This window comes from Streptomyces sp. NPDC051364, from assembly GCF_040682115.1.
In the GTDB taxonomy this organism is placed as follows: domain Bacteria; phylum Actinomycetota; class Actinomycetes; order Streptomycetales; family Streptomycetaceae; genus Streptomyces.
Genome location: NZ_JBFBAH010000020.1, coordinates 58,771 through 73,542, shown reverse-complemented (window position 1 = coordinate 73,542; position 14,772 = coordinate 58,771). Strand labels below are relative to the sequence as shown.

The following is a 14,772-nucleotide window of genomic DNA, read 5'->3' as shown; positions in this document are numbered from 1 at the left end:
CGCTCCGCCCGGAGGCGGCGGTTGTTGTCTGATGCTGTGGTGCGCACCGAGGAATGGCGACGTCCCGCAGGAACCCTTCTCGGGATCCTCGGCGTCGCCGCCGCCTACTACGCCACGGGACGGATCGGCCTCCTGCTGCGCGTGGTCGTCGAGGGCGCCGAGGTCACGCCCCTGTGGCTGCCTACGGGCATCGCGGTCGCCGCCCTGCTGTGGTTCGGACCGCGCATCTGGCCGGGGATCGCCCTCGGCACGTATCTCGTCATCGAACACCTCAGCAGCTTCCGGATCGAGGACCTGGGGATCGTCCTGGGGAACACCCTCGCGCCGTTGTGCGCGTACCTGCTGCTGCGCCGTGTGGGCTTCCACACCGAGATCGACCGGCTGCGGGACGGCCTGGCCCTGGTCTTCCTGGGCGGGCTCGTGCCGATGCTGATCAGCGCGTCCATCGGCACCGGGGTGCTGGTGGCCACCGGCGATCTGGCGCCGAGCGGGTTCTGGCCGGTGTGGTCGGCGTGGTGGGCCGGCGATGCAATGGGGGTGCTCGTGGCGACCCCGGTGCTGCTCGTCCTGCCCACGGTCCGGATGCCGGAGGATGCGTACCGCGTCGCCGAGGCGGTGGCGCTGGGCGTCGCCACCGGGCTCGGAGCCTTCATGGCCTCCCGCAGTTCCCTGTCGCTGCTCTTCCTCGTCTTCCCGCTGCTGATCTGGGCGGCCGTGCGCTTCCAGCTGGCCGGCAGTGCCCCCTGCGTCCTGATCATGTCCGTCGTGGTGATCTCGGCGGCGACCGATCAAGCCGGACCGTTCGCCGACCACACCCTCTTCGAGATCATGGTCAACCTCCAGGCGCTCAACGGCTCGGCGGCCCTGACCGCGCTGCTGCTGTCCGCGATGGTCACCGAACAGAACAACATCCGCCTGAAGATCGAGCAGGTGTGCGAGGACCTGGCCGAGGTCGTCGAACGGCTCGCCCCCCGCAGGCCGGGGGACTGACTGACCAGAGGCCTCAGGTCCGTGCGTCCGCGGGCGGCAGCGCGTCCGCGACGGCGCGCGCGAGTGCGTACGGATCCCCGCTCGGCTCCGTCGGATGCGAGCTCGTACGGCGCGCCCAGGCCTCCTCGACGGCGTACCAGTCGATCGTCTCCGGCGCCTCACCCGAGACCAGAGCCCGGTCCGGCGAGGCGAAGTACCGGGCCCAGCGCGGCGCGTAGAACTCCTCCAGCAGTCCCGCCCATTCGCGGTTCGCGTAGTCGTGCAGCGCGAACGGCGGCTCGCTGGTGGTGCGGGTGCCCCATGTGGTCAGCAGGGAGCGGACGTCGTACTCGTAGCGGTCGCGCTCCGCGGCGTTCACACCCCAGGAACGGGCGTCGGCAGTCCACCTGCCGAACAGGAAGTTCCGGTCGGATCCGGTGACGGCCGCCAGCAGCCGCTCGTCGCACTGCCACTCCGCCACCAGCAAACGGAACGCCGGCGTACTGCCCCGGACGACGACGGCCCCGGCCCGGCCGGACACCGTGAAGCTGTCCTGGCCGTCGGCGCTGCGGGGACCGGGCAGGAGGGTGAACTGGCCGGCGTGCCGGGGCAGCAGCCGCCGCAGCGCGGCCCGGGCGGCGGGGACGCCCGTGCGTACCGGACCGGAGACCGGGGCGGATGCGGCGGACGGGGCGGGTTCTGCCGACGGGGTGACGGGCAGCGCGGCGGCCCCGCCCGGCTCGGCCGCGAGGACCAGCAGCACGAGGAGGGCCGGGAGCCCGGGGCGGCGGGACGGCCGGGGCCGGCCGGATCGTGGCATCGGAGGTCCTCCCGAGTCGGTGGCCCCGCAGGGCGGCAGCCCCATAACGCAACCGGGGACGACGAGGTGACGGTCCGTCGCCCCCCGGGCGGACACCGCCGCCAGGACCGGGAATCGGCCAGCCGGGGGCCTGAGCCGGCACCTGCCGCGGGCGGGCCGGATTACCGTGGCCGCCGAGTCCCGTGCACGCACACCCACACGCACCGCCGTCCGCATGCACCGCCGTCCGCATGCACCGCCGTCCGCACGGCGCAGCCCAGCGCACGGTGCAGCGTGAGGCCGTCACCACCCCAGGACCCGTCACCGGAGGAGCCGATGAGCCCGATGAGCCCGATGAACCCGATACTCGAGGCGGTCCGCGAAGGCCGCACCGACCTGATCCCCCGCCTGCTCAAGCCGCTCACGCCGCCCGAGCGCCGGGAGCTGCTCGCCCGACTCGCCGATCTGCGCCGCGAGATACGCGGCTGGGACTGGAACCACTGGCAGGAGCGCGACCGCATCCGCTCCGGCCTGCTCGTCGCAGGCGTCGGCTGCCACACCGGCGCGGCCGCCGCGGCCTCCTGGATCGGCGCGCCCGATCTGCGCGACGGGCAGCAGTTGCCGACCGGGCTGCTGCTCGACCTGCTCGCCGACCGCGACCCCGGCTGGCTCGGCGACCTCGCCCACCTCCTCGCCGACCGCCCCGCGACCGCCGAGGCGGACTATCCGCTGATCCGGGAGCTGGTCCGGCTCGCCGGCTGCCCCGCCCCCACCACCGACGCGTTCGTGCACGGCTGGGTCCGGTCCATCTTCACGATGGACCGTGCCCGTTCCACGCACAGCCCGCTGTCGATCGTCCTGCGCCAGGATCCGTACGCACGCGAGCTGGTGCCCCAGCTCTTCGTGACGGCCGAATCCCCCGAGGCGCTCCACTGGTGCAGCGATCCGACGGCCCCGAACCACTGGCCGTCCGAGCTGGCCGCGCTCGCGCAGGAGGGGATCGTCGAACGCCGCGTCCTGGTCGACGGCTGCGTCGCCCGCCTGCTGCGCGGCGGCCGGCAGAACCAGCTGAAGTTCTTCCTCGCCATGCTGGAACGCCTCGAACTCACCCCGGCCGAGGAGCGGGAGCGTACGGCCGACTGGATCGCGATGGCCGCCGACGGGCCGTCGCCGCTCGCCGGACACGCCCAGCAGGTGCTCGCCCGGCTGTCCGAGGCCGGCGAGTTGCCGGCGCAGCAGCTCGCGGAGATGTCGTGTGCCGTGCTCCGCCGACCGGAGAAGAAGCTCGTACGCGCCCAACTGGTGCTCCTGGGCCAGGCCTTACGACGCGACCCGGCCGCCCGGCACGCAGTGCTGCCCACCGTCGCCGGCGCCTTCGGGCACGAGGACACCGCCCTGCAGGAGCGCGCCCTCGGGCTGCTCGTGCGGCACCTGCGGCCCGGCGACCGGGAGCTGCGCCGGGAACTCGCCCTCCACACCGATGCGTTGAGCCCCGCCCACCGGCGCGCCGCCGCGGAGCTGCTCGGGTCCGCGGGCGGCAGCTGCGCGGAGCCGGCGTACGAGGAGGTCCTGCCCCCGGCGCCGGTACGCCGCCGCCTCGCCGTCGAACCCCCGACGCTCGCCGGGACCGCCGACCTGGTGGCGGCCTCCGTCAGGTGCGGGGAGCAGACCGCCGCCGCGTTCGAGTCCGCCCTCGACGGCCTCGTCCGGCACGCCCACCACGACCGCGCAGCCCTGGCCGAAGCCCTGCGCCCGGTCCTCGGCGGCCGCTGGTGGCATCCCGAGCGCGGCCGGCCGGTGGATCCGGAACGGCTGTCCGGGCTGGAGCCGATGGCGGCCGCGGTGCTCGGCCGGGTCCGCGCGGACGACCTGCGACCGGATCGGGGCCCGCGCGGCGACGGCTGCCGGCCGGACTGCGTCCACGCCGCGCTGAGCGCCGTGACGGCCTCCCGGGTGGCGGAGGCCGCGTACCGCGTCCTCACCGACCCGCTGCCGTTCCTGCTCGCCACCCCCACCTGGGAGACGGGCTCCCTGGAGCCCGAGGAGCTCGTCGTACGGCTCACCGCGTACCGGCGGCTCGGCGCGGAGCCCGCCCCGGCCGACTTCGCCCAGGCGCTGCTGCGCGTACGGCGCGACACCGGGGCCGCGCCCGCGGCAGCCGCGCTCGGCACCCCCGAGGGCGAGCGGCTGGCGGCCTGGCTCACGGGTGCGGGCGAACCGCCCGCGGTGCTGCGCCGCGTGACGGTCCCGGCGGCGGCACCGGACCCGCAGGCCGGTCACCTCTGGTGGGACCGGCCCCCGGCGGCGGCCCGGCAGATCGTGCTCGAGCCCCGGGAACGGTGCGTCGTCCGGCAGGAGTTCCCGGCGGCGTTCCGCAGGCTCGACCTGGCGCTGGCCGAGCCGGGCCGCAACTGCTGCCGCGCGTGCGAGGGCGGCCTGGTCCAGCAGGCCGTCCTGCCCGAGGACCGCGAGACGCAGGCGGCCTGGCTGCTGCCCGAGGTGACCGCGGGCGCCACGGCCCGTGAGCGCGGCGCGGGAGCACCGCTGCCGCGGCTGGCGGAGCTGGGCGGACCGGCGGGCCCCGCCCTGCACCTGGCGGTGGCGACCGGTCTCGGCGCGGGCCATGCCGAGGACCGCCGCGCGGCCGTCGATGCGCTGCTGCTCCTCGCGGCCCGCGGCGAGCTGGACGCCCCGAGGGTCGGGCGGGATCTGGCCGAACTGCTCGGTCTGGGCACGGTGAAGCCCAGCCGGCTGGCCGAGGCGGCGCGCGCGGCCGCCGCCACCGGCGCGTACGCCACGACCTGGGCGGTGCTCGCGGAGGCGCTGCCGCCGCTGCTGGCGGGGAGCGCCGCCGCGCGGGGCACGGGCGAGCTGCTGGCGGTGGCCGCGGACTGTGTGGAGCGCTGCGGTGCGCGCGGTCCCGCCCCGGCGGGGCTGGCCGAGGCCGCCGCGCGGGGCGGTTCCTCGCAACTCGTCACGCAGGCCCGGCGGTTGAGGGCGGCCCTGGCGGCGGCTTCGTAGCGGTCGGGCGGGAGGGGCCGGGGCGGGACGGGCTCGGGGTCTGTGAGCCGTGAGCCCGCCCCCGGCTCACAGGCCGTACCGCCGGGACGACTCCTCCTCCTGGGCCAGCCGGTGCAGTGCCTTCATCACCGGCTGGAACAGCACGGTCGCCGCCACGGCGGTCTCGACCTTCTCGGCCTCGGAGGGATGCGTCTCCACGAAATCCAGGTCGCGGATCGCCGCCTGGTGCATCAACTCGGCGTACGGAGCCATCAGTTCGGCATGCCAGGGATAGCCGAGCCGGATGAGCGAGGCCACCGCCACCACCAGCGACCGGTGGACGGGGGAGAGGGAACCGAGCTCCCGGGCGGTCGTCCAGCCCAGTATGTCGAGCAGCCGGTCCACCTCCCGGCGCGCGGCCGCCACCGCCTCGTCCCCCTCGTCCGGTTCGGGTCCGTGCGGCAGCGCCCACAGGGCGGCGCCGAGGCGGATCGTCCGGCCCAGGGAGTCGTCGTCGATGTGGCGGAGCACCTCCCGGGCCGTCGCCACCGGGATCCTGCCGACCTGGAGCAGCGCGCGGATCAGCCGCAGCCGGCGCAGGTGGCCCTCGTCGTACTCGGCGGTCGTCGCGCTGACCCTCCCTCCGGGCGGCAACAGGCCTTCCCGCAGGTAGTACTTGATGGTCGAGGTGGAGACGCCGCTCCGCTCGCTCAGCTCTGCCAGCCTCATCTCTTGTTGCCCTCCTTGGCGAGTGCCGCGATCCCGTTCTTGGACAGCGTCGCTATCCAACCAGCCTTCTGGCGGAAGTGTGTTCGCCGAGCCGATACCGGGCCGCACCACCGCAGCCGCCGAGGGCTGCGTCGCCGTCCAAACGCGCCCACCCGGCAGCGGACGAGCTCCGCTGCCGGGTGGGAGAAAGGGGAGAGGGGCGGCCTCAGCCCTTGGGGACCGTGATGACGACGGTGCTGCACACCTTGTCGGCGAAGGTCTGCTTCTTCTCGTCCCACAGCGGCCACAGCCAGCCGACGTAGCAGGCGAGGCTGTCGAGGGCGTGGGCCAGCTTGCGGACGAACGCCATGCCGAAGCCGAGGGTGTTGCCGTCGGCCTCGCGGCGCACGCTGATGCCGAGGACCTTCTTGCCGATCGTCTGACCGGTGGCGCCCTCCTTGTACAGCTGGAAGATGGCCATGCCGATCGCGTACAGCACGCCGATCGTGAAGAAGATGCCGGGCTCGGCCGTGGCCGGGTTGTCCGCGGTGGCGAGGTCGATGAACCCCAGCGCGTACATCGGACCCGCGATGATCAGCAGGTCGAGCAGGTACGCGCCGAAGCGCTGGCCCCAGTGGGCGAGCGGCGGCATACCGGAGCCGGGCATGCCGGGCATGCCGGGCGGCGGGTACGCGCCGTACGGCGGCGGGGTCTGCTGCGGGTAGCCGTACTGCTGCGGGGGGACGCCCTGCGGAGGCTGCTGCGGGTATCCGTACTGCGGCGGCACGCCCTGGGGGGCCTGCTGCGGGTAACCGGGCTGACCCTGCGGGGGCTGCTGGCCGTACGGGTTGTTCGGGTCGCCGAAGCTCATGGCTGAAACTCTCCGGTGTCGGAAACGGGGACGTAGCGCAACGATCGGAGGAACATCACCATATGGGCGGTTCTGCCCCCCTGAGCGGCCGCGGTCTAGCGCGCATCATCGTGGTCGTTCCATCGACCACTTGTCCAATCCGGCCAGTTCGGCCCGGCTGTGAGCCCTGCAGCGCCCGCCGCGCCGACGTGGCCGAATCCGATGAGCGGGAATTCCGGGCGCTTCCGACCCGGTGGTAACTTCCGCGAGTTGATCTGGCCGGTCGCCCCCACGCGGCGACGGCGATCCCTCCTGCAAGGAAGTCACATTGCACCGCCATTCCCTTCCCCGCCCGTCCGCTCCCGCCACGCGCGGGGCGGTGTCGGCGGTCCTGCTGGCCCTGTTCACCGCCGTTCCGACCTCGGCCGCCGCGGCGGCCGGCTCCGGGCCCGCCGCCACCCCGGCGCCTCACCTCGATGCGGTGGAGCAGACGCTCCGCCAGGTTTCCCCCGGCCTCGAAGGCCAGGTGTGGGAACGTACCGTCGGCAACATCCTCGACGCCTCGACTCCCGGCGGCGCCGACTGGCTGTTGCAGACCCCGGGCTGCTGGGGCGACGACACGTGCACCGCACGGCCGGGAACCGAGCGGCTCCTCTCGAAGATGACGGAGAACATCTCCCGGGCGACGCAGACCATCGACATATCGACTCTCGCACCGTTACCCGACGGCGCGTTCCAGGACGCGATCGTCGCGGGCCTCAAGTCCTCTGCCGCGCGCGGGAACAAGCTCAAGGTGCGCGTCCTGGTCGGTGCCGCGCCGCTCTACCACCTGAACGTGATGCCCTCGAAGTACCGTGACGAGCTCGTCGCCAGGCTTGGCACGGACGCCCGCAACATCGACCTGAACGTCGCCTCGATGACTACGTCGAAGACGGCGTTCTCGTGGAACCACTCCAAGCTCCTCGTGGTCGACGGCAGGTCAGTGATCACCGGCGGTATCAACAGCTGGAAGGGCGACTACCTGGAGACCGCCCACCCGGTCGCCGACGTCGACCTCGCCCTGCGCGGGCCGGCCGCCGCGTCCGCCGGCCGCTACCTGGACGAGCTGTGGTCCTGGACCTGCCGGAACAAGGGCAACATCGCCAGCGTCTGGTTCGCCTCGTCCAACGGGGCCGGGTGCATGCCCACGCTGGCCGAGGATGCTGCGCCGGCCACGTCTCCGGCGAGCCCGGGCAACGTACCGGCCATCGCCGTCGGCGGACTCGGCGTCGGAATCAAGCGGAACGACCCGTCCTCGGCCTTCCGGCCCACCCTGCCGAGCGCCCCCGACACCAAGTGCACCGTCGGCCTGCACGACAACACCAATGCCGACCGCGACTACGACACGGTCAACCCGGAGGAGAGCGCCCTGCGGACGCTGATCTCCAGCGCGAACCGGCACATCGAGATCTCCCAGCAGGACGTCAACGCGACCTGCCCGCCGCTGCCCCGCTACGACATCCGCGTCTACGACGCCCTCGCCGCGCGGATGACCGCCGGTGTGAAGGTCCGCATCGTCGTCAGCGACCCCGCCAACCGCGGAGCCGTGGGCAGCGGAGGCTACTCGCAGATCAAGTCACTCTCGGAGATCAGCGACACCCTCCGCGACCGCCTCGCCCTGCTGACCGGCGACCAGCGCACGGCCAGGGCCGCGATGTGCTCGAACCTCCAGCTGGCCACGTTCCGCAGCGCGCAGAGCCCGACGTGGGCGGACGGCCACCCGTACGCGCAGCACCACAAGGTGGTCTCCGTGGACGACTCGGCCTTCTACATCGGCTCCAAGAACCTCTACCCGTCGTGGCTCCAGGACTTCGGCTACGTGGTGGAGAGCCCCACGGCGGCCGGGCAGCTCGACGCCCAGCTCCTGACCCCGCAGTGGCAGTACTCCCGCGCGACCGCCACGGTCGACCACGAACGCGGCATCTGCCCGGCCTGACCACCCGCCCGACGCCCACACGAAACCGCCCCCGGCAGCCACTGCCGGGGGCGGTTCTCGCGCTGCTCGTCGGCGTCAGCCGTCGATGGGCACTACGGGAGGGGTACGGGCAGCGGGGCGGTGCTCAGCGCGGGGATGGTCCAGCGCTGGGGGTTGGTGGCGTTGCAGTCCCAGAGGTAGAGCTGCGTGCCGGTGTTCATGTTGCTGGTGTCCAGGCAGCGGCCCGACTTGGGGTGGTAGATCGTGCCGTCGGCGTGGGGCAGGAACTGCTGGCCATAGCTGCCGTTGCAGGGGTAGAGCCAGATGAGCGTGCCGTTGGTGGTGCCGGCGTAGGCGGGGTCGATGCACTTGCCCGCGATCCGGATGGTGCCGTCGGCCCGGATCTCGAACTTCTGCGCGTCACCACCGTTGATCATGTTGCAGTCCCAGGCCTGGATCTTGTTCCCGTCCAGGTTGCGGCCGTTGTCGTTGTCCAGGCAGTGGCTCGGCTTGGCCGACAGGGACATCGGGCCCATGGCGCCGGGGGCGGTCAGGGGCGCCGCGTAGGGGTAGACGGCCAGGTTGCTGATACCGCCGGTGAAGCCCCCGAAGTAGTCGGGCGCTCCGTTGACCTTGTAGCGGCCGGACACGAGCGAGCCGCTGGGGGCGGGGCTGGTGGAGGCCGGGTGGTGGCCCGTCGCGGCGAGGGTGCCGTTGACGTACAGGCTCATCAGGGCGGTGTCGGAGTTGTAGACGGCGGTCAGCTGGGTCCACGCGTCCGGGTAGAACTTGGCCGAGTCGTTGACCCCCGCGTCCGACCAGTCGTACGACCAGCCGTCGACGTCACCCTTGGCCAGGGCGAATCGCCATTGGCCGGTGGCGGGGTCGGCGTAGAGGGTGAAGGCGCTGTTGCGGGTGTTGTCCTGGCTGAGGACGAGGGCGCCGTTGCCGGAAGCCTTCGCCCAGGTGCTGATGGTGAAGCTCTTGCGGGTGTCGATCACCCACTTGTTGGCGGTGATGGTGGCCTGGCCGCCGCCGAACGCCGCGTACGGGGTGCTGCGTCCGCCGATGGTCGCGGTGGGCCAGGTGATCCAGCTCGTGGTCGCGGGGTAGTCGCCCACGGCGCTCGGAGTGATGCCACCGGTCTGCCCGGTGAGCTTCCATTGCGCGGCGGGAGCGGAGAGGTTGCCGAGGAACGCCGGCGTCTGGCTGATGCCGGTGACGTTCAGGGGCTGCACGGTGCCGGTTCCGGCGAGGGTGGCGAGCTGCCTGTTGGCGCTGACGGCCCTCAGGTCGGCGAGCTTGTCGCCCGTGACGTCGCCCGAGGTGCCGATGGTCGGGAAGGCCGCCTGCTCCAAGCCGGACCCGGTGACATGTTCGTGACCACCCTCGGGCGAGATGCGACAGCCGGCCAGCTGGATAGAGTGGGCGTTTTCAGAGAAAGGCAGAACTATGTGGTCCAGTTCAGTCGAGAGGCCGCATTCGTCCACGACGTCAGGCCCGAGATGAGCCCGCACAACGAGTCGATCTTCACCATGCCGGGCGGCTCGCAATTCAGCGGGGACTTCACCTACACGGTCACGAGGGTGCGGTGATGGAACTCTCCGAGAACGTCGAGGGTGCGCTGGCCGGTCTGGCTTCGCCGGACCTGGCAACCCGGGTCGGTGCGGTCGAGGCGCTGGCGGTCTGCTCATCGGCGATCGCCGCACAGGTGGCAGCCTTGTTCGAGACGGATGAGGAGGCGCGCTCCCTGGTCTTCGAGCGGCTCGGCCGGTTCGGCTCACTGATGGTCGAACCACTGGAGGACGTGTACCGCAAGGCCGAGGACCAGGGCCTGCGGCGGATGTCGGCTTCGGCTCTGACCTATCTGGGGAGTGATGCCGGGGTTCCGTCGCTCATGGCGGCGCTCGCGGCGGGTGATCCGGACCTGTGCATGGCCGCGATCACCCTTTCCTCGGCCGGGGTGTCGCAGGCGGCAGGGCCGATCGAAGAGGCGCTGCTCGCGTGCGACCTCTCGGACACGCGGACTCTCGAATGTCTCGTCTCGTCCCTCCGGCGCCTGAACCATCCGATGGCGGAGAACGTGCGTCTGCGTTTGTCCGGCGTCGAACCGGGTTGGATGCGTGATTCCCTCCTCGGCTGAGGGGCTGCCTGACACGCCGCTTTCGTGACAGCCGTCGCGCAAAGGTCCCACCGGTTTTCCGGTGGGACCTTTGCGGTTCCCGGACTCTATCCAGAACGCCCCCGGCGGCCGCGCCGGCTTCATCCGGCGTTCGCCCGGGGCGCGCAGGCTCGGGCGGGAAAGACCCCCTCGTTTCGGCCACCACCGTGGCCCCCGCCCGGGAGCGACCATGACCCTTGCCCCGATGCCCTCCGCCCGGCCGCGCGAACAGCGCCTGCGCCGGTACCTGATGTGCCGCCCCTCCCACTTCGAGGTGGTCTACGCGATCAACCCCTGGATGGACCCGGAGAAGCCGGTCGACACCGAACTCGCCGTCCTCCAGTGGGAGCGGCTGCGCGAGCTGTACCGCGAGCTCGGGCACACCGTCGAGCTGATCGACCCGGTGCCGGGCCTGCCCGACATGGTGTACGCCGCCAACGGGGCCACCGTCGTCGACGGCCGCGTCCTCGGCGCCCGCTTCCGCAACGCCGAGCGCATCCCCGAGGGGCCGGCGTACCTGGACTGGTTCCGCGAGAACGGCTTCACCGAGCTGCACGACCCGGAGTACGTCAACGAGGGCGAGGGCGACTTCCTGGTCACCGCCGGTTTCGTCCTGGCCGGCTACGGCTTCCGCAGCGACGAGCGCAGCCACCAGGAGGCGGAGGCCTTCTTCGGCCGGCCCGTCATCAGCCTGGAGCTGGTCGACCCGCGCTACTACCACCTCGACACGGCGCTCGCCGTACTCGACGGTGACGAGATCATGTACCACCCGGAGGCCTTCGCCCCCGGCAGCCGCGCCCTCCTGGAGACACTCTTCCCCGACGCGCTGCTCGTATCCGCCGAGGATGCCGCCGTATTCGGGCTGAACGCCGTCAGCGACGGCCTGAACGTGGTGCTCCCCGAGGCGGCCGAGGGGCTGGCCGGCCGGCTGCGCGAGCGCGGCTTCCGCCCCATCGGCATGGACCTGTCCGAACTCCTCAAGGGCGGCGGCAGCGTCAAGTGCTGCACCCTCGAGATCCGGCCCTGACCCGCGTCGAAACCGGTGTGCCGCAGCCCCGGGCGGGGCTGCGGCAGAGCTGCGGCGGGTGCGGGATCAGTGGAAGAGCATCGAGGCGTCCCCGGCCGCTGTCGTGACCGAGCCGGGGCACAGGAAGCTGCCCGAGGTCTTGGTCGCGGTGAAGGCCTGGTTGACGTACTTGCGGGTGACTCCGTCACGGTTCCACGTGATGTTCGTGGCCTTGTAACGGCAGGATATGAAGCTCTGCTTGCCCGTGATGTCGATGGCGTCCGTCTTGGCGACGCCGGCGGCGTCGTCGAAGGTGAACGCCGGGTTGTTGTTGAGGCCGGCCGTGATGCTCCCGCTGCAGCCGAGGTTGCCGCCCGGTGTGTTGATGGTGGTGCGGTCGACGGTCAGTGCGCTCGGGGGGTTGGCGCTGGTGTGCGCGTTGGTCCACGTACAGGTGTTGCCGGCGACGACGATGACGCCGTCGACCCGTTGGTCGGCCGTGGGGCCCAGGGCCGTCGCCGACGTCGCTCCGCCGACGATCACTGCTGCTGCCAGGGCGGTCACGCCCGGCCATGTCGAGATCTTCATCCTGTCGCTCCTCTTCGCCACGTCCTCGTGGGGTGTGAAGCGGGGCCTTGGGGGGCCTCGCCGGCGTGCACCCGGCCGTCGGGGGCGGTTTCCGTCATGGCCGGGGGAGAGAGCTTTCGAGACACGCCGGGGAAGGTCCCACAGGGACCTTGAAATGTCAGGCCCATGTCAACAGATTGGCTGGATGGCTCCGGTCCCGAGAATGGTGTGGAACGGATCGGCTCCCGTTGCTGTCTAGCCCTGTGCGCACGCACCGGCGGCGCCGCCGGACCAGCCGGTCCGTGCCGACACCACGCAGAGAGTTCCCCTGATTCGTGAGTCTGACAAGCGGTACGCTCCTGATCATCGTCGTACTCGCCACGGTGCTGGCCTTCGCGTCCGCCGTGTGGCTGTGGCCACGCCTCGGCCCCCGCGGCCGGCGGCCGGTGTTCGGCCGGGTCGGTGTGGTGCTGACGCTTCAGGTGCTGCTGCTCGCCTCGATCGGCCTCACGGCCAACCGGACCTTCCTGCTCTACGGTTCCTGGGCGGACCTGGCCGGTGTGGAGCGGCCGATGCCCACCATGGGCGAGGGCGCGCAGGCCGGCTCGGGGGTGCGGCTCCTCGGCCGGCAGCCGACGGACGTGCCCGGCGGCGGCACACCGCACGTGGGCGGCGAGATCGAGAAGGTCACGGTGCAGGGCGAGCGGTCCAAGGCCGCCGTCCAGGCCTACGTGTACCTGCCGCCGGAGTACTTCCAGAAGGGGAACGAGCACAGGAAGTTCCCGGCCACCGTCGTGCTCACCGGATTCCCGGGGATGGCGCAGAACCTGCTCAAGGGGCTGGATTACCCGAAGACGGCGTGGAAGCTCGCCAAGCAGAAGAAGATGCCGCCGATGATCATGGTCATGATGCAGCCCTCGGTGGTGCCGACCCGCAACACGCAGTGCATCGACGTGCCGGGCGGCCCGCTCAGCGAGACCTTCTTCGGTACGGACCTGCCCAAGGCGATATCCGGCGCCTACCGCGTCGGCACCTCGCCCTCGAACTGGGCCATCATGGGGGATTCCACGGGGGGTTACTGCGCGCTGAAGGTCGCGTTGGAACACCCGGAGAACTATGCGGCCGGGGTGGGGCTCTCGGCGGACTACAAGCCGGAGATCGACGAGGACTCCGGCGATCTGTTCCACGGGAACACCGCCGAGGAGAAACGATCCGACCTGCTGTGGAGCCTGGACAACCTGCCACAGGGCAAGTCCTCCTTCCTGGTGGCGACCTCTCAGCAGGGCGAGGGGAACTACAAGCCGACGCAGAAGTTCATAGAGAAGGTGAAGGAGCCGGCGCGCGTCTCGTCGATCACCCTCGACCACGGCGGGCACGGCTTCAACACGTGGAGGCGGGAGATTCCGCCCGCGATGGAGTGGCTCGGCGGCCGCATCGGCGCCGAGTGACCTCCGGCGCGTACCGGCCATCCTGATCGGAACAAGGAAACAAGACGAGGCATGACCCAGAACGCAGCAACCACCACCACGCCACCCCTCCCGTGCCCGTTCGACGCGTCGTTCGCACGCGACCCCCACGCCGTCTACGCGCGCCTGCGCGCCACCGGTCCGGTGCACCGCGTCGCGCTGCCCGACGGCTCCCCGGTCTGGCTGGTCACCCACGCGTCGGACGTACGGGCCGGGCTCGCCGACCCCCGCCTCTCCGTCAACAAGCGCCATTCGGCGACTGGGTTCAGCGGTTTCTCCCTCCCGCCGGCCCTCGACGGCAACCTCCTCAACATCGACCCGGAGGACCACCTGCGGCTGCGCCGCCTCGTGTCGAAGGGCTTCACCGCCCGGCACGTCGAGCTGCTGCGCGCCGGCATCCAGGACTCCGTCGACGAGCTGACCACCCGGCTCGCCGACCGGATCGCCCGCTCCGGCGAGGCGGACCTGGTCGCCGAGTTCGCCAGACCGCTGCCGCTGCGGACCATCGGCGAACTGCTGCACGTCCCCGCCCCCGATCAGGACCGGTTCTCCGGCTGGGTCGCCACCATGCTCGCCCCGCGCTCGAAGGAGGAGCTCGTGGCGGCCATCGGCCACGTCCACCGGTTCCTCGTCGACCTGGTGGCGCAGCGGCGCGCCCGCCCCGGCGACGACATGCTGTCGAGCCTGATCGCGGCGCGCGACGAGGAGGACCGGCTCACCGAGGACGAGCTGGTCTCGCTCGCCTTCCTGATCCTGATGGCCGGCAGCGAGACCGTCCAGCACGTCGTCTCCGGCGGGGTCCTCACCCTGCTCACCCACCCGGACCAGCTCGCCGCCCTGCGCGCCGACCCGGCCCGGCTCCCCGAAGCCGTGGAGGAGCTGCTGCGGTACGCAGGCCCCAACCAGACCGCGATCCGCCGCTTCCCGACCGAGCCGGTGGAGATCGGCGGCGTCCGCATCCCGGCCGGCGACACGGTCCTGTTCTGCCTGGCCTCGGCGCACCGTGACCCGGCCCGCTACCCGGACCCCGACCGCTTCGACATCGACCGGGAGGACAAGGCCCACCTCGCGCTCGGCCACGGGCTCCACTACTGCCTCGGCGCGCCGCTGGCCCGCCTGCAGATCACGCTCGCGCTGGGCGCGCTCCTCGACCGGCTGCCCGGGCTCCGCCCGGCCCGCCCCGTGGAGGAGCTCCCCTGGGCGAGCACGTTCCGCTTCCACGCCCTGCGCGCCTTCCCCATCACCGCGGATCTCTAGTTAGTGGCGCGTCAGGCAACGTTCGCCCCGTCGCG

At 72.0% G+C, this 14,772-nt stretch carries 13 protein-coding genes; 8 read left to right on the top strand and 5 right to left on the bottom strand.

What is annotated here, in order from left to right:
• Positions 1 to 24: 24 nt before the first annotated feature.
• A complete protein-coding gene (locus tag AB0M76_RS30975) occupies positions 25 to 990 on the top strand; it encodes an MASE1 domain-containing protein (protein ID WP_365956042.1) in 966 nt (321 codons plus the stop codon).
• Between the two features lie 13 nt (positions 991 to 1,003).
• Here AB0M76_RS30975 and AB0M76_RS30970 read toward each other — a convergent pair whose 3' ends face one another.
• A complete protein-coding gene (locus AB0M76_RS30970; RefSeq protein WP_365956041.1) occupies positions 1,004 to 1,789 on the bottom strand; it encodes an alpha-N-acetylglucosaminidase C-terminal domain-containing protein in 786 nt (261 codons plus the stop codon).
• Between the two features lie 315 nt (positions 1,790 to 2,104).
• Between AB0M76_RS30970 and AB0M76_RS30965 the strand changes: the two genes are divergently transcribed.
• The gene (locus AB0M76_RS30965) at positions 2,105 to 4,789 is read left to right on the top strand and encodes a DUF6493 family protein (RefSeq protein ID WP_365956040.1); all 2,685 of its coding nucleotides are present in this window, start codon (positions 2,105 to 2,107) and stop codon (positions 4,787 to 4,789) included.
• 66 nt (positions 4,790 to 4,855) lie between these two features.
• Here AB0M76_RS30965 and AB0M76_RS30960 read toward each other — a convergent pair whose 3' ends face one another.
• Positions 4,856 to 5,497 (bottom strand): MerR family transcriptional regulator, encoded by a 642-nt coding sequence (locus tag AB0M76_RS30960; RefSeq protein WP_365956039.1) that lies wholly within the window; start codon positions 5,495 to 5,497, stop codon positions 4,856 to 4,858.
• Positions 5,498 to 5,702: 205 nt separating this feature from the next.
• Positions 5,703 to 6,347, bottom strand: a complete 645-nt coding sequence (locus tag AB0M76_RS30955) for an RDD family protein (RefSeq protein WP_266670156.1) — start codon at positions 6,345 to 6,347, stop codon at positions 5,703 to 5,705.
• Between the two features lie 307 nt (positions 6,348 to 6,654).
• Here AB0M76_RS30955 and AB0M76_RS30950 point away from each other — a divergent pair, with 307 nt between their 5' ends.
• Positions 6,655 to 8,301, top strand: a complete 1,647-nt coding sequence (locus AB0M76_RS30950; protein WP_365956038.1) for a phospholipase D-like domain-containing protein — start codon at positions 6,655 to 6,657, stop codon at positions 8,299 to 8,301.
• Between the two features lie 92 nt (positions 8,302 to 8,393).
• Here the strand turns inward: AB0M76_RS30950 and AB0M76_RS30945 are convergent, their stop codons facing one another.
• Positions 8,394 to 9,638, bottom strand: coding sequence for a ricin-type beta-trefoil lectin domain protein (locus tag AB0M76_RS30945; RefSeq protein ID WP_365956037.1), 1,245 nt, complete (start codon positions 9,636 to 9,638; stop codon positions 8,394 to 8,396).
• 96 nt (positions 9,639 to 9,734) lie between these two features.
• Here AB0M76_RS30945 and AB0M76_RS30940 point away from each other — a divergent pair, with 96 nt between their 5' ends.
• The 3 genes from AB0M76_RS30940 (at position 9,735) to ddaH (ending at position 11,468) form a co-directional block, all read left to right on the top strand.
• On the top strand, positions 9,735 to 9,875 hold the full coding sequence (locus AB0M76_RS30940; protein WP_365956036.1) for a hypothetical protein: 141 nt from the start codon (positions 9,735 to 9,737) through the stop codon (positions 9,873 to 9,875).
• Positions 9,875 to 10,423: a HEAT repeat domain-containing protein gene (locus AB0M76_RS30935; protein ID WP_365956035.1), complete on the top strand. Its 549-nt coding sequence runs from the start codon at positions 9,875 to 9,877 to the stop codon at positions 10,421 to 10,423. Before AB0M76_RS30940 ends, AB0M76_RS30935 begins: the two co-directional genes overlap by 1 nt.
• A gap of 208 nt (positions 10,424 to 10,631) precedes the next feature.
• Complete coding sequence (gene ddaH, locus AB0M76_RS30930) at positions 10,632 to 11,468, top strand: dimethylargininase (RefSeq protein WP_365956034.1); 837 nt, start codon at positions 10,632 to 10,634, stop codon at positions 11,466 to 11,468.
• A gap of 66 nt (positions 11,469 to 11,534) precedes the next feature.
• Here the strand turns inward: ddaH and AB0M76_RS30925 are convergent, their stop codons facing one another.
• Positions 11,535 to 12,035: a hypothetical protein gene (locus tag AB0M76_RS30925; RefSeq protein WP_365956033.1), complete on the bottom strand. Its 501-nt coding sequence runs from the start codon at positions 12,033 to 12,035 to the stop codon at positions 11,535 to 11,537.
• A gap of 314 nt (positions 12,036 to 12,349) precedes the next feature.
• Here AB0M76_RS30925 and AB0M76_RS30920 point away from each other — a divergent pair, with 314 nt between their 5' ends.
• Together AB0M76_RS30920 and AB0M76_RS30915 are read left to right on the top strand one after the other, a co-directional pair.
• Complete coding sequence (locus tag AB0M76_RS30920; RefSeq protein ID WP_365956032.1) at positions 12,350 to 13,462, top strand: alpha/beta hydrolase-fold protein; 1,113 nt, start codon at positions 12,350 to 12,352, stop codon at positions 13,460 to 13,462.
• A gap of 51 nt (positions 13,463 to 13,513) precedes the next feature.
• Positions 13,514 to 14,737, top strand: coding sequence for a cytochrome P450 (locus AB0M76_RS30915; protein WP_365956031.1), 1,224 nt, complete (start codon positions 13,514 to 13,516; stop codon positions 14,735 to 14,737).
• Positions 14,738 to 14,772: the final 35 nt, after the last annotated feature.

Bases quoted from the DNA above. Each gene is read 5' to 3' on its own strand.
- AB0M76_RS30925 (WP_365956033.1), bottom strand. From the start codon at position 12,035: ATGAAGATCTCGACATGGCCGGGCGTGACCGCCCTGGCAGCAGCAGTG.
- AB0M76_RS30915 (WP_365956031.1), top strand. From the start codon at position 13,514: ATGACCCAGAACGCAGCAACCACCACCACGCCACCCCTCCCGTGCCCG.
- AB0M76_RS30960 (WP_365956039.1), bottom strand. From the start codon at position 5,497: ATGAGGCTGGCAGAGCTGAGCGAGCGGAGCGGCGTCTCCACCTCGACC.
- AB0M76_RS30970 (WP_365956041.1), bottom strand. From the start codon at position 1,789: ATGCCACGATCCGGCCGGCCCCGGCCGTCCCGCCGCCCCGGGCTCCCG.
- ddaH (WP_365956034.1), top strand. From the start codon at position 10,632: ATGACCCTTGCCCCGATGCCCTCCGCCCGGCCGCGCGAACAGCGCCTG.
- AB0M76_RS30955 (WP_266670156.1), bottom strand. From the start codon at position 6,347: ATGAGCTTCGGCGACCCGAACAACCCGTACGGCCAGCAGCCCCCGCAG.
- AB0M76_RS30965 (WP_365956040.1), top strand. From the start codon at position 2,105: ATGAGCCCGATGAGCCCGATGAACCCGATACTCGAGGCGGTCCGCGAA.
- AB0M76_RS30935 (WP_365956035.1), top strand. From the start codon at position 9,875: ATGGAACTCTCCGAGAACGTCGAGGGTGCGCTGGCCGGTCTGGCTTCG.